The sequence below is a fragment of the Streptococcus sp. P25B114 genome, assembly GCF_053010325.1.
Genome location: NZ_JBRKNW010000021.1, coordinates 19,029 through 31,861 on the forward strand (window position 1 = coordinate 19,029; position 12,833 = coordinate 31,861).

Sequence of the window (12,833 nt, forward strand, 5' to 3'; positions counted from 1 at the left end):
TTCATAAAACACCTGACCGCTAGATGAAAATCTGGCGGTTTTTTGGGGTTGAGAACGCATAAATACTTGTTTTTTTTGTTAAATTCTATATAATAAATATAGAAAACACCTACAGGAGGTTCCTATGAAGACACTATTGAAAAAAATTCGCATAACGGCTCTTTATATTTTTCTTTATAATCTCATTTTAATCCTCTCCATTTGGCTAGGAAAGGTATCTTCCAAGGAAGAATTTATGATTGCAGTTGCAGGGAACGCGGTCATGATGGGCCTATCTTTCGTGCATTTGCACAATCAAGTGTCGGACGAATTTCACGGAAAAATCAAGGATATTGAATAGAACCGCCAGTTTAAGCTGACGGTTCTTCATTTTCTTTATAGGCTTGATAGAAATCCACCTTGAGTTGGATAAAGTGTTCCATATCGTGGAGAAGTTGGAAGAGGGTGGCCCTGGTTTCAAATTCTTCCCGTGTCTGAGGGAGAGGCCTCTCGCGGAACATGGCGTGAAAGAGCTCGATGTCGAGCAGGAGGTCCTGGGCAGAATTTTCCCGACTCAGTTGCTGGGCGGTTCGTTCAAAGAGGCTGGCCAAAATAATATTTTCCCGGCTCTCCAGGAAGCATTTATTGATGGTCTTGGCCATGGTGCGTAGGATTTTGCTTTGGGCAGCCCGCATTTCAAAATAATGGACCTGGTAATTGGTGCGGTGGAAGACCTGGTTGTGGCGGTCCAGGTAGACGACTTTCAAGGCCTCTTCCAGGGTCTGGTCCAGCTGATTGATCAATTCTGCCTCGTTACGCCCGTCTCCCTGGAGCAGGAAGGCCTCAAAACGCAGGAGAATCTGCTTGAGCAAGTCCTCAACCTGAACATGATAGGCTTGAATCTGCTGGTCCTGCGAGGGCATGTAGATATTGGAAATCAGGGCACTCCCTGCTCCAATCAGAAAAAGCGCCAGCTCATTTCCCAAAAAAGCGGGAGAAAGATTGGTCTCTAGCATAAGGTGGGTGACGAGGACGGTCGCAGGCGCAATGCCTGCCTCCCAGCGGAAGCGATAGGCCAAGGGAACGTAGATGGCCAGGTAGATGCTGAGGGTCCAAATCTCAAAGCTCAGGAGGGAGAAGGTCGCGGTCGCGACAGTCAGGGCCAGTAGGGTGGAGTAAAAGCGGTTGCGGGCCATTTTGAAGCTGGACTTGCGGGTATCCAAGATGCTGAGGATGGCGATAATCCCAGCCGACGTCGCATAGGATAAGCCCAGCGCTGTCGCTAGGTAAACGGCTAGGACGGTGGCAAATATCAGTTTGATAGTGCGGAGGGAGATTGACATGATAGCTCCTTTGGTCTTGTTCTCTTTCTATTGTACCACAAAACAAAACCCTCCTAAAGCTAGGAGGGGAATGGTTATGCAAATAGAGCTAGGACACCAACTACCAAGTAGCAGACCAGCTTGTAGCTTTCATTGATAAGGATGAGCTGGATAGAGCGTTGCTCAAATAAATAATTTTTAAGCGATGAAATGATAGCGAATACACCCATGCCACCTGCTGCATGAAGTGGTGATACGCTAAGTGTTTGGATGTAAATCATTAACAAGACCGCAAAGATGACCTCGATAATGACAGATAGCATCATTTCTTTTTGTCCATTTTTACCAGCCTGACGATCAGCCTCAATCTTTTTCATATCAATGCCAGAGGCTTTAATCCAAGCGTCGCGGAAAATCAAACCATACCACAAACCACCAATAGCAAAGGCTACAAGCCCTGCAACAATACCTAAAATAATCGACACAAGTTCTCCTTAATAGTTCCGCTTGTACGGACAATTTTTGAGATAAGGATACCACAGGGAGATGGGAAAGTCAAGATTAGAAAATAAATCGATAGTCAAAAGTGACTTTGACCTTTTTTGCGGGCAATCTATGCTATAATGGCAATATGGAAACAAATGACATCGTATATGGCGTGCACTCCGTTGTGGAGAGTTTGGAGGCCAACACTGGCAACAAGCTCTACATTCAGGACGACCTGCGCGGTAAAAATGTAGAAAAAATTAAAAATCTGGCAGCAGAAAAGAAGGTGTCCATTTCTTGGACGCCTAAGAAAACCTTGTCCGAGATGACAGAAGGTGCTGTCCACCAAGGCTTTGTCCTCCGCGTCTCTGAGTTCGCCTATGCGGAACTTTCGACTATTTTGGACATAGCAGAGCAGCAAGACAATCCCCTCATTCTTATCTTGGATGGTCTGACAGACCCCCACAACTTTGGCTCGATTTTACGGACCGCAGACGCTACTCAGGTAGCTGGGATTATCATTCCCAAGCATCGTGCCGTTGGCGTGACGCCGGTTGTGGCCAAGACGTCGACAGGTGCGGTGGCCCATGTTCCAATCGCCCGAGTGACCAATCTTAGTCAAACCCTTGATAAGCTCAAGGAGGCTGGTTTCTGGGTATTTGGTACCGATATGAACGGAACTCCAAGCCACAAGTGGAATACGGCTGGTAAGCTAGCCCTCATCATCGGCAACGAAGGCAAGGGGATTTCGCCCAATATCAAAAAACAGGTGGACGAGATGATTACCATTCCCATGAAAGGGCATGTCCAGTCACTCAATGCCAGCGTGGCAGCCGCTGTTCTCATGTATGAAGTGTTTCGGAAGAAAATCTGATGAAGGAAAAAGTGCTCATTGTCGATGGCTACAATATGATTGCCTTCTGGCAGTCCACCAAGCAGGATTTTAAGAAGGGAAATCTGGATGCAGCTAGGACGTATTTACTGAGGACCTTGTCCCATTACGCAGCCTTTGAACATTTAGAAATCATCTGTGTCTTTGACGCCCAACATGTGCCCGGCCTTCGACAGACCTATGATGAATACAGGCTGACGGTGATTTTCACTGAGGAAGAGGAAACAGCTGATAGCTATATTGAGCGTTTGAGTGCAGAGCTTAATAGCGACCGGCGCAGGCAGGTTTCGGTGGCAACCAGCGACCTCAATGAACAGTGGGTGGTTTTCTCGCAAGGGGCCTTGCGTGTTTCTGCGCGAGAACTAGAGGAACGGACCAGGGTGGTCAAAAAAGATTTAGACAAATTTGTGGACCAGGTGGGCCTCTACACGCCTAGATTATCTCCCTGGTCCCAAGGAAATTTACAAGATTTGCAACATTTAATGGAGGAATTGGATTCGTGACTTTTAAGATTGTAACAGACTCAACGTCTGATTTGCCACAGGAGTGGTTAGCAGAAAATGATGTGACCGTGCTCGGTTTGACCATCAATTTGGACGGAACAACCTATGAAACGGTAGGATCAAATCGACTAACAAGTGCAGAGCTACTCAAAAAAATGGAGGCGGGTGGTCAGCCGACGACCAGCCAGGTCAATGTTGGTCAATTTGAGGAGGTATTCGAAGAGGCTGCTAAGGCAGGACAAGATGTGCTTTACCTAGCTTTTTCAGCAGCCCTATCCGGAACCTACCAGAGCGGTGTCATTGCGTGTGACATGGTCTTGGACCAGTATCCAGAAGCAAGCATTGAGATTGTCGATACCAAGGCAGCTTCTATCGGTGAAGGTTATCTGGTAATGAAGGCAGTAGCAGCGCGTGCGGAGGGTAAGAGCTTGGCTGAGGTCAAGGAGCTGGTTGAGGACTTAGCCCCTCGTTTGCGGACCTATCTTTTGGTCGACGACCTCAATCACCTGGTGCGCGGTGGCCGCCTGTCCAAGGCAGCAGCCCTCATTGGTGGGCTGGTCAACATCAAACCTCTCCTGGCCCTTAATGCTGAAGGTAAGCTAGAGGCAGTCGCTAAGTTGCGTGGTCGTAAAAAAGGTGTCCGTGAGATGTTGGACCGTACCCTGACTGATTTGGATCATTCAACGGTCATGGTCGCTTACACAGGTGATTTGGCAGCAGCCCAGGACATTCAGTCTACCCTTTTGGAAAATGACCAGGTAACCGATGTTATCTTGACCGAGTTGGGACCTATTATTGCTACCCATACAGGTACAGGTTCCCTAGCCATTCTGTCTATTTCTACCGAGAAGAGAGCCTAGTATCAGCCCTCTTTTTACCAGTTATGAAATAAAACGCTTACAAGGGGAATGCATATGAAACGTTTACTATCTGCCTATGCCAGTGAGATTGCTCAGATGACTCCTGCCCAGCTCAAGCAGGCTATTTTGGCCAGCGAAGGCCGGATTGTTCTGGGGGAAACGGTCGTTACGGCTGCCCCGCTGATTGCGGGTGTTTCCAATGCCGAGATGATGGCAGCTTTTAGCTGTGATTTGCTGGTGCTCAACGAATTGGATGTTTTTTCTCCCCAGATTGTCGGTTTTTATGATTGCGACAATCCCATTGCAGAGCTGAAACGATTGACAGGTCGGCCCATTGGGATTAACTTAGAGCCAGTTGATGAGGAGCAGGATTTACTTGAAGAACGCATTTCCCTCTCCGCAGGTCGTCTGGTCAGTCCAGACAGTCTTATTAGGGCAGAGGAGCTGGGCGTAGACTTCATCATGCTAACTGGAAATCCAGCTACGGGGGTATCCTTGTCGGCTATCCGCTCTGCCATTTCCCTAGCAAAAGAGCACTTCAAGGGGCTAGTCTTTGCTGGGAAAATGCACGGTGCTGGTCTGGGTGAGTCGGTTGTGGATAGACAAGCTCTGCTGGATTTTGTGGACTTGGGGGCTGACGGTGTCCTCATTCCTGCGGTCGGAACGGTGCCGGGTGTGCGTGAGGAGCTGGTCGCACCGATTGTCGAGAAAATCAAGGACAAGGGTGGCTTGGTTATTTCGACCATTGGGACCAGTCAAGAGAGTGCGGATCCGCAGACCGTGCGGGAATTTGGGCTTAGTAACAAGCGGGTCGGTGCGGACATTCATCATATCGGAGACGGCGGTTTTGGCCGTATGCCAGACCCTGAAAATATCTTGGCCTTGTCCCTGGCGGTCAGAGGCAAGCGCCATACTTACTTTAAGATAGGACAATCTGTGAGACGATAAAACGCGGTTCAAAAAGTGAAAAAAGTAAAGTAAAATATCTTGACGCCGACTGCTAGATTTGATACAATGGTAGACGGTATTGTTTACCCCATTTGAAAGGCCCCGGAACCTTCCAAATACCTTCGATGGGACGGAACACCCATCGCCCTGTAAACAAATATTACGAATTCGTATAGGAGAAATCATGAACAAAACAACTTTCATGGCTAAACCAGGCCAAGTTGAACGCAAATGGTACGTAGTAGACGCTACTGATGTACCTCTTGGACGTCTTTCTGCAGTAGTTGCTAGCGTACTTCGCGGAAAAAACAAACCAACTTTCACACCCCACACTGATACTGGTGACTTCGTTATCGTTATCAATGCTGAAAAAGTGAAATTGACTGGTAAAAAAGCAACTGATAAGATTTACTACACTCACTCAAACCACCCAGGCGGATTGAAATCAATCTCAGCTGGTGAATTGCGTTCTAAAAACGCTGTTCGTTTGATCGAGAAATCAGTTAAAGGTATGCTTCCACACAACACTTTGGGTCGTGCACAAGGCATGAAGTTGAAAGTGTTTGTAGGCGCTGAGCACACTCACGCTGCACAACAACCAGAAGTACTTGATATTTCAGGTCTTATCTAAGGGAAAGGACGTAATCTAAATGGCACAAGCACAATACACAGGTACTGGTCGTCGTAAAAACGCGGTTGCACGCGTACGTTTGGTCCCAGGTACTGGTAAAATCACAGTAAACAAAAAAGATGTAGAAGAGTACATCCCACACGCTGACCTTCGTTTGGTTATCAACCAACCATTCGCAGTAACTTCAACACAAGGTTCATACGACGTTTTCGTTAACGTGAACGGTGGTGGTTACGGTGGTCAATCAGGTGCGATCCGTCACGGTATCGCGCGTGCATTGCTTCAAGTAGACCCAGACTTCCGCGATTCATTGAAACGCGCAGGCCTTCTTACTCGTGATGCTCGTATGGTTGAACGTAAGAAACCAGGTCTTAAGAAAGCACGTAAAGCTAGCCAGTTCTCTAAGCGTTAAGAACCAGCTACATTACAGCATTTACAACACTTCATGGTTCACACCATGGGGTGTTTTTTTGATGTTTTTTAGCAAAATTCACACCACTTTTCACACCAAATTCACACCATTTACTATTTGAGGTTTTTATAGGCGACCTCCCCGACAGCCATAGGAACGACATTGGAGGTGTTGACATATACCTTAGTCGTGAGGGTATCACTATGCGTTAGAGCCTCTGAAATAGCTTCTAAGCTCATTCCTGCTTGTTTGGCAAGTGTTGCCCCAGTGTGGCGTAATTTATGCGGTGTAGCGTGTGTGAGGTTTGGATGGCGTTTCCTGACAGATTTCATTTTATTGTTGAGATAATCAGAGTGTAGCGGACTATTAACATTGCCTTTTGTGTCGATATAGGTAAACACATATTGTTCGGAGGATTGGATAATTCCGAATTTAGCCAGTTCTGATTTCTGTTGCTTTTTCCACGCTTGTAGTAAGCTAGTCAGTTCATCAGGAATGGCAAAAGTTGTCTTTTTGTTTCCCTTGGTTGATTTGACATTCTTGTATTTATCTAAGGCTTGAACTAATTGGATGGACTGTTGCTTTAGATCAATATGTTTCCATTGTAAAGCGTAGCTCTCAGATTTTCTGTCTCCTAAAAAGAAGGTAGTGTAGAATAGGACATAGTCCTTAAATTGGATTTTTCCAGCTTCTAAATCCTCTTCAAAGGCGGTAAACCATGCTTGAAGTTCATCTTGCGAGAGGTATAAATCCTCATCTTTTTTAGCTTCATCAAGTTTGATTTTCTTGGTCGCTTTGATACGCTTAATCGTTTTGGAAATTCGGTTTGCTTCAATGTATTCTAACTCTTCAGCCCAATCGAAGATTGAGTTGACATAACTTCTGATAACTTTGAAGTTTGCGTATTCTTCCGCTTTTTGAGTTAGCAGATTGAGGACCACTTGCTTATTTTGATTAAGAAAATCAATGGAGTAGTTTCCAAGTAAAGGGAGGATATGCTTTCTAAAAGCAATCTCTGTTCCGTCAATAGTTGCTTGTGATGGTGGCTTGGTAGTGGAAGTAGTTTGCCCTGCTTTGTAGGATTCCCACCAGATTTCTCTAAAAAATTCAGAGAAAAGTATCGAACCAGTTCTATCTAATTCAGGGACAGTTCCACCACTTAAAATTTTATCAATCTTGTTTTGTAATTCGAGTTCGTATTTTTTTGCATCACTCCTTAATTTGAACCGTTTTTCAATCACTTTTTTATCAATTCCAAGAGAAGACTTTACTTCTTCTGGGATATAGATACGCAAGCGATAAGTTCCGTTAGATGTTTTAGTAATGGACATAGTATTCTCCTTGTGAATTGAGCGAAAAATACCGTGGCTCTATTATAGCTGAACCACGGTGAAAATGCTACTGATTTTGTAACCAGCGATTGATTTCAGCTTTATCGAATCGAACAGTTTTTCCGATGCGAATGACAGGCAACCCCTTCCGGATCCAACTATCAAGCGTGTTGTTGGAAATTCCTAAATATTCGCAGGCTTGTTGTTTGTTCAAAAATGGACTACTAAGATTGCTGTTATCCAACCTATTTTCGACTTCTTGTTTTATTAAATCAGCAATTAAAAGCTGAATTTGATGTACTTGCTCTTCTGGTAGAATGACTTGCATATTAACCTTCTTTCTAATAGGAAATTCATTTAATTTTGACATTAGTCATTATGCCACATTGCGGACTCAAAACGGATGATTTTTAGAAATGTATAGATTAATCGTCTGTTTTGTCTTCTGTTTCGGAAGACAATTTTTTTACGAAATGCTGTAATATCAACGTTTTTGAGATTTTATAAAGTAGTAAAATCATATTAAAAACCGTTAAATAATTCTTTTAAATTCAACAATCGATTTAAAATTAATTTATATAAATCAATTTTATAATGATGTTTTCTACGTAATTTATTGTTCAATGAATAGATTTTATTTCTGAATTCTTTTGAAAAAGTTGGGATCTGTACAATATGTAATTCATTCGTGTTGTAATTCTTATGACAACCCAAACCATTGTTTCTTGCGAAATCAAGAGCATCAAACATTAATCGTAGAATGATCAATACATCCCATGTTACCATCTCTGATAAATAAAAAGCTTCGGGATTTATATTTAATTCTTTCTGGCTTTTGGCAATCAAATTTTTTCTATAACGCGATCTATTTTCTTTCGAAACAAATTTAGCATTTAAAAAACTAAGTATTTCTTCATCCAATATCAAAGGAGTGTTTGTTGAATGTGCCACGTTAATCTGCTTTTTCAACAATTCTTCGAATGTAGCTCTTGGTTTTTCTTTGAAAATCTTGGATAGCTCTTTATCTGTTTTTCTTACAGACTGTTCAATTTCTTTTATTAGATTAAAAATTCCACTTGATACCAATCCTTCCAAGTACTGTATAATTCTATCATCGTCAAATTCTTCAAGAACACATGTACTAAAAATGGATTTTATCTTATCTTTTTTCAGAACAGTTTCGAAACGATACACATCAAATGCTTCTGTTCTTGCTTTATCAAGTTGTCTTAACCTCTTTGCTTTCTTTGTTTTGTTGTACAAAACTTGTTCATCATTTTTAGATCTATTGGTAGTTAAAATATCATATTCTTTGTCTTTGATACTATTTGATGATGAAGCGAAATTCACTTTCTTACTTGTTAGACAGCGTAATAATAGCGTTCTGGTTTGAAGGTGAAATGGTGATTGTATTGCCATTGTGAACGCTAATTCGATTTCTTGTAATTCGCAATGATATATCGTACATGAAATTCCTATTTCAAGTTCCAACAATAACAAAGCCCTATTTAATCTTTGATAGATACCTTCGATTGGATCTGTGGATATGTTTAAACCACAATGGATCAATTCAATGCGATAAAAATAACTGCTGTCAAATGGATTTTTTCCCATATAAAATTTACCAAAAGTAGATGATTTGACATCTAATTCGGAGACAGTACCTGCATTGTCATATTGCTTCTCAATAGTAAAATTGTTATTTTCATAATTAGCTAGCTCGAATTTCTGGTTATTAATGTGAATCTGTCCTTTTACATTAAGAACGATCTTGTCGATGCCCCAGTAGGCATTTGTTACAGAAAAACATCGTTCCATCTCTTTTCTATTTTCATCATAGATTTTTTGTTTTTCCTCATCTGACATACCTCTTGAAACTTTTGAAACCATTTTTTCCTCTTTCATTTCTCAAAATGAATTATGCCAGACGCACAATGTTTTCAGAACAAAAAATGACAAAAAAGAGATAAATTCCAAAAAGAAATTTATCTCTAATTCTTCTATTTTCTTTTTATGACAATATCTTCAAGAATATAGTTCTCGAAATTAAATGTTTCCTCATGAAATGTCTTTTGAATTGAAATTGGCAAGGCCGATAGATACACGTAATCTCCTATTTCAAAATTTGTTTCATTGACACGCATTTTTGTGCTATATTGAACTTTTACTTTATTTTTGTAATTATCTTGAATAACTATTTCGATCCAATTTGAGTTTGGTTTTAAATGTTTATCAATGACCTTACCGAACACAAATAATTTGGCAAACGGCTTTGGATAAGCAAAACCAAAGACTGACTGTTTGTTGAAAAATGCTGCTAGCTCAGTTTGTTCTTCTTGAATACTATCTACAATGACTTTGTAGCTATTTTTTGTATTAATGTTTTCGATATGACCTGATATCGATACCACCATTCCCTTTTTCAATTGGAATTTATCAAGCTTAAAATAACATTTCAAAAATGTATGTCTCCTTCCACCTCCATTTCGTATAAACAGGACAAATGATCGATTATTAGCATCATAGTTTACTTCAACGATTTTTCCTCTTGCTAAAATTGTGTTTCGATTTATTTTTTGTAGATTATTTTGATTCCTCATTATATGTCCTCCATTTGATCAATTTTCTACACAATCATTATGCCTGAATCTTAAAATCAAAAAATTCGTTACAAAATATAATTAGTAACCGTAACAGAAAGACGCCAATGCGACAGATTTAAAACCGAAACAGCCATTAGTGCAAGTCGATTATAAGCAATTGGCATTCCTGACGCTAATGCTTTGGATTTGTTTGTGCCGCGTAGAATATACAACTCATCACGTAGATCATAAATAAAATTTCTACGCTGTCTTTCGTATTTGCTTTGTGATTCCTTTTTCAATTTCTGATGGCCATTTTCCCATCTTTGAATTAGAAGAGATTTCAATGAATGTTTAATGTTTGGATTAGAATTAATTTTATCAAGATAGTAGAAATAGCTATCTCTTGAATGTTGAGCGCGTAATGCATGTAAATTAATCTGATTGTTCATCTCTTCTTCTGTGAAAATAGGCTCATTTTCTCCTATTCCAGAAAAAGTCTGTTTCACTAGCTTGATGTCTTTTGGCAATATATACTGCATTTGTTTCTTACCACCTTTGCCACGTTTGACGAAAATATAGCAGTTACCATACTCGTCTATTTTCAGGTCTTGACCGGTTAGGTTTTTGAGTTCATTACGGCGAATTCCAACGACTTTCTGGAATTCGATTAGGCGAGAGAAGAGAGAGTTCAATTCTTGTCTTTTCCCTTGTTGATTCGCTTCATGTTTTCGTCCTCTAACTATTTTATCACTTGTGCGTTTTTGTTTTCGAATTCGGTTTAAATTGATTCCTGCTGCCTTCGCAATTGGCGCAAGGTATGTATGAATTGTTGCTGCGGTATATTGTTTTGGGTCTTGTTGAAGATCATCATGATATTGTTGAAGAACCTCTTCGGTGATATCTGAAATACTCTTAATGTTATTTTCTTTTGCCCATTTCGCAAAACGTGTTGCAGAACGTTTGTATGATGTTCGTGAGGTATTGTTTGTAACATCTTTTGTTGCTGCGACGAAAATGTCGTGTTTCAAAGAATTTCGTTTTCTAGGCATTTTCTTTCTCCTTTCTTTCCTAAAATGCTTATTATTGGTAAACTGCCTCCCACCCTTTTTTAGATCGAGCTGGGTATGCTCTGAAAATTTCCGATGAGGCTGTCCTATGGGACTATCGTTTTCAATACTCTTCAGTAGCACCGTCGAATATCTCTGAAATCTTCGTTTGTCATTGAACTGGTTATTTTTCAAACCGAACTTTCTACTTTTACTTTCACTAAACATCTTTTACTGTACTATATTATGTGATAAATGGTTATTCTGTACTTCATTTCATTCCGCAGAATAACCATTTATTCTATTCTTGTTCATTCCCTTATCAGTCAATGACAGCTGACAAGAGATATCCATATCAATTGAAAATATGATTTACACCGAGCCCAGTGCGTATTTTCAAAAGAATATAGTGTTATCACTCCTTTCTCTATTTACTTCAATATGTTCAATTGTATTATGTCACTTTTTCAAAAAAATAAAAAAACGAAAAACATTTCTCGCTTACATTGATTCGCAACACGATTTTTTTGTTTTGAAAAAAAGTGGCATACTAATAACGAATCAGATTGGAGGTGTGTATATGGAATAAAATATTTTCTAAACACATAACAATATTAAAGGAAAGGAGTGAGTATTATGACTGATGAAGTTCTAATTGAAGAGATAGTATCAATTATTGTTGATGTGGAAATGAAGTGTAAGAAATTTCTGCTATTAAATGGACATTGTATCGATGTTGTCAGTGATTATTATTATTCAGATGAAGATTGTGCGACGATTTCTTTTTCAAGAAATAATGATAAATTGACCATTCGATTTGATAATCAGCAATGTATTGTTACTGTAGAAAATGAAATATTTACTGTTACTTCAGAAGTAATTGAAGAAGGTATTGAAATTCAAATTGAGATTTTGATAAAGCAGGCTATTCTTGGAAAATGGAAAATGTTTATGAATGATGTAAAGAATAATTCATTATTTGAAGCTATTCAAAAACATAGATTCGATGATTATTCAAGTGGTCCTGATTCGGTAATATATTACTAGCACGCTTAAAAACGAACTAGAAAAAATGTCTAGCAATTAGAAAAATAATTCTCAAAAGACGAATGAATAAAACTAAACAAATAGAAAAACGCGTAAATCCTAAAAAGTTGGATCTATGCGTTTTGTTTTGTATGAATATATAACATATTTTATTATGTGCATTAAAGGATTACATGTTCTCTACATTTATTATTGCCTCAAACAATGTTAAATATTCCTTCCGCTTTTTTTGAGAAATTGGGAGGAGCGTTTTTTGAAACTTCTCAAATGATGGATCGTTTGAGGTGTTTTCGTTTTTATCTTGGACATGTTGTTGGAAGAATGTACTCATTGATATTCCAAAAGCATCAACAATTTTTTCTAATGTATTCACCTTAATATTAGAGCGTTCGCCACGCTCTATTTTTGCTATTGAAGAAACATCTAAGCCAGCTGCCTCAGCCAATTGCTCCTGAGTTAGATGAAAGTCTTTCCGTAAAGTTTGAATTCTTTTTGCGACAAATTGATCTAAAGCCATTATCTGTCCTCCTTTTATTTAAGGATATAGGTTTTAAAGGACAGTTGAAAGGTTACGAAAGGCTAGTTATTCTATCCTTTTAAGGACTTATTGTGGTATAATATATCTATTGAAGTTAAATTAGATGCTAAAAATTTGTAATTAAGAAGGAGTGATTACATGAACAAAAATATAAAATATTCTCAAAACTTTTTAACGAGTGAAAAAGTACTCAACCAAATAATAAAACAATTGAATTTAAAAGAAACCGATACCGTTTACGAAATTGGAACAG

17 protein-coding genes are annotated in these 12,833 nt (G+C 39.7%); 9 read left to right on the top strand and 8 right to left on the bottom strand.

Annotation, left to right across the window (positions count from 1 at the left end; genetic code table 11):
* The first annotated feature begins 124 nt into the window (after positions 1-124).
* A complete protein-coding gene (locus tag ACVC7T_RS09330) occupies positions 125-340 on the top strand; it encodes a hypothetical protein (RefSeq protein WP_105161031.1) in 216 nt (71 codons plus the stop codon).
* Positions 341-350: 10 nt separating this feature from the next.
* Here the strand turns inward: ACVC7T_RS09330 and ACVC7T_RS09335 are convergent, their stop codons facing one another.
* Positions 351-1,322, bottom strand: a complete 972-nt coding sequence (locus ACVC7T_RS09335; protein WP_447262846.1) for an aromatic acid exporter family protein — start codon at positions 1,320-1,322, stop codon at positions 351-353.
* Positions 1,323-1,396: 74 nt separating this feature from the next.
* On the bottom strand, positions 1,397-1,786 hold the full coding sequence (locus ACVC7T_RS09340) for a DUF1761 domain-containing protein (protein WP_447262847.1): 390 nt from the start codon (positions 1,784-1,786) through the stop codon (positions 1,397-1,399).
* 146 nt (positions 1,787-1,932) lie between these two features.
* On the opposite strand from ACVC7T_RS09340, the gene rlmB reads away from it, so the two are divergent.
* From rlmB to rpsI, 6 genes are all read left to right on the top strand, one after another.
* Complete coding sequence (gene rlmB, locus ACVC7T_RS09345) at positions 1,933-2,661, top strand: 23S rRNA (guanosine(2251)-2'-O)-methyltransferase RlmB (RefSeq protein ID WP_105161033.1); 729 nt, start codon at positions 1,933-1,935, stop codon at positions 2,659-2,661.
* Positions 2,661-3,182 carry an NYN domain-containing protein gene (locus ACVC7T_RS09350; protein WP_105161029.1) on the top strand — a complete coding sequence of 174 codons (522 nt, stop codon included), beginning with the start codon at positions 2,661-2,663 and terminating at the stop codon, positions 3,180-3,182. Before rlmB ends, ACVC7T_RS09350 begins: the two co-directional genes overlap by 1 nt.
* On the top strand, positions 3,179-4,042 hold the full coding sequence (locus ACVC7T_RS09355; protein ID WP_105161028.1) for a DegV family protein: 864 nt from the start codon (positions 3,179-3,181) through the stop codon (positions 4,040-4,042). The genes ACVC7T_RS09350 and ACVC7T_RS09355 overlap by 4 nt, the downstream gene beginning before the upstream one ends.
* A gap of 54 nt (positions 4,043-4,096) precedes the next feature.
* Positions 4,097-4,990: a DUF7916 family protein gene (locus ACVC7T_RS09360; protein WP_447262848.1), complete on the top strand. Its 894-nt coding sequence runs from the start codon at positions 4,097-4,099 to the stop codon at positions 4,988-4,990.
* Positions 4,991-5,174: 184 nt separating this feature from the next.
* Positions 5,175-5,621, top strand: coding sequence for a 50S ribosomal protein L13 (gene rplM, locus ACVC7T_RS09365; RefSeq protein WP_002876943.1), 447 nt, complete (start codon positions 5,175-5,177; stop codon positions 5,619-5,621).
* Positions 5,622-5,640: 19 nt separating this feature from the next.
* Positions 5,641-6,033: a 30S ribosomal protein S9 gene (gene rpsI, locus ACVC7T_RS09370; protein WP_002942223.1), complete on the top strand. Its 393-nt coding sequence runs from the start codon at positions 5,641-5,643 to the stop codon at positions 6,031-6,033.
* Positions 6,034-6,146: 113 nt separating this feature from the next.
* Here the strand turns inward: rpsI and ACVC7T_RS09375 are convergent, their stop codons facing one another.
* The 5 genes from ACVC7T_RS09375 to ACVC7T_RS09395 form a co-directional block, all read right to left on the bottom strand.
* Positions 6,147-7,364, bottom strand: a complete 1,218-nt coding sequence (locus ACVC7T_RS09375) for a site-specific integrase (protein ID WP_105136476.1) — start codon at positions 7,362-7,364, stop codon at positions 6,147-6,149.
* A 67-nt stretch (positions 7,365-7,431) separates the two neighbouring features.
* A complete protein-coding gene (locus ACVC7T_RS09380) occupies positions 7,432-7,692 on the bottom strand; it encodes a helix-turn-helix domain-containing protein (RefSeq protein ID WP_172008133.1) in 261 nt (86 codons plus the stop codon).
* 194 nt (positions 7,693-7,886) lie between these two features.
* Entirely contained in the window at positions 7,887-9,269 is a 1,383-nt protein-coding gene (locus tag ACVC7T_RS09385; protein ID WP_408571497.1) for a hypothetical protein, read from the bottom strand.
* Between the two features lie 95 nt (positions 9,270-9,364).
* The gene (locus tag ACVC7T_RS09390; RefSeq protein ID WP_447262849.1) at positions 9,365-9,964 is read right to left on the bottom strand and encodes a hypothetical protein; all 600 of its coding nucleotides are present in this window, start codon (positions 9,962-9,964) and stop codon (positions 9,365-9,367) included.
* Positions 9,965-10,032: 68 nt separating this feature from the next.
* Entirely contained in the window at positions 10,033-10,998 is a 966-nt protein-coding gene (locus tag ACVC7T_RS09395; protein ID WP_029170893.1) for a site-specific integrase, read from the bottom strand.
* Between the two features lie 633 nt (positions 10,999-11,631).
* Between ACVC7T_RS09395 and ACVC7T_RS09400 the strand changes: the two genes are divergently transcribed.
* Positions 11,632-12,042 carry a hypothetical protein gene (locus ACVC7T_RS09400; RefSeq protein WP_105106613.1) on the top strand — a complete coding sequence of 137 codons (411 nt, stop codon included), beginning with the start codon at positions 11,632-11,634 and terminating at the stop codon, positions 12,040-12,042.
* A 169-nt stretch (positions 12,043-12,211) separates the two neighbouring features.
* Here the strand turns inward: ACVC7T_RS09400 and ACVC7T_RS09405 are convergent, their stop codons facing one another.
* Complete coding sequence (locus tag ACVC7T_RS09405; protein WP_029170891.1) at positions 12,212-12,559, bottom strand: helix-turn-helix domain-containing protein; 348 nt, start codon at positions 12,557-12,559, stop codon at positions 12,212-12,214.
* 159 nt (positions 12,560-12,718) lie between these two features.
* On the opposite strand from ACVC7T_RS09405, the gene ACVC7T_RS09410 reads away from it, so the two are divergent.
* Positions 12,719-12,833, top strand: a 115-nt coding sequence (locus tag ACVC7T_RS09410) for an rRNA adenine N-6-methyltransferase family protein (RefSeq protein ID WP_214609655.1), incomplete at its 3' end; no start/stop codon positions are given.

What these genes read in the sequence shown, in the direction of transcription:
- rplM (WP_002876943.1), top strand. Translation starts at nt 5,175, where the DNA reads ATGAACAAAACAACTTTCATGGCTAAACCAGGCCAAGTTGAACGCAAA.
- ACVC7T_RS09395 (WP_029170893.1), bottom strand. Translation starts at nt 10,998, where the DNA reads ATGCCTAGAAAACGAAATTCTTTGAAACACGACATTTTCGTCGCAGCA.
- ACVC7T_RS09405 (WP_029170891.1), bottom strand. Translation starts at nt 12,559, where the DNA reads ATGGCTTTAGATCAATTTGTCGCAAAAAGAATTCAAACTTTACGGAAA.
- ACVC7T_RS09380 (WP_172008133.1), bottom strand. Translation starts at nt 7,692, where the DNA reads ATGCAAGTCATTCTACCAGAAGAGCAAGTACATCAAATTCAGCTTTTA.
- ACVC7T_RS09360 (WP_447262848.1), top strand. Translation starts at nt 4,097, where the DNA reads ATGAAACGTTTACTATCTGCCTATGCCAGTGAGATTGCTCAGATGACT.
- ACVC7T_RS09330 (WP_105161031.1), top strand. Translation starts at nt 125, where the DNA reads ATGAAGACACTATTGAAAAAAATTCGCATAACGGCTCTTTATATTTTT.
- ACVC7T_RS09390 (WP_447262849.1), bottom strand. Translation starts at nt 9,964, where the DNA reads ATGAGGAATCAAAATAATCTACAAAAAATAAATCGAAACACAATTTTA.
- ACVC7T_RS09350 (WP_105161029.1), top strand. Translation starts at nt 2,661, where the DNA reads ATGAAGGAAAAAGTGCTCATTGTCGATGGCTACAATATGATTGCCTTC.
- ACVC7T_RS09335 (WP_447262846.1), bottom strand. Translation starts at nt 1,322, where the DNA reads ATGTCAATCTCCCTCCGCACTATCAAACTGATATTTGCCACCGTCCTA.
- ACVC7T_RS09385 (WP_408571497.1), bottom strand. Translation starts at nt 9,269, where the DNA reads ATGAAAGAGGAAAAAATGGTTTCAAAAGTTTCAAGAGGTATGTCAGAT.
- ACVC7T_RS09400 (WP_105106613.1), top strand. Translation starts at nt 11,632, where the DNA reads ATGACTGATGAAGTTCTAATTGAAGAGATAGTATCAATTATTGTTGAT.
- rlmB (WP_105161033.1), top strand. Translation starts at nt 1,933, where the DNA reads ATGGAAACAAATGACATCGTATATGGCGTGCACTCCGTTGTGGAGAGT.
- ACVC7T_RS09375 (WP_105136476.1), bottom strand. Translation starts at nt 7,364, where the DNA reads ATGTCCATTACTAAAACATCTAACGGAACTTATCGCTTGCGTATCTAT.
- rpsI (WP_002942223.1), top strand. Translation starts at nt 5,641, where the DNA reads ATGGCACAAGCACAATACACAGGTACTGGTCGTCGTAAAAACGCGGTT.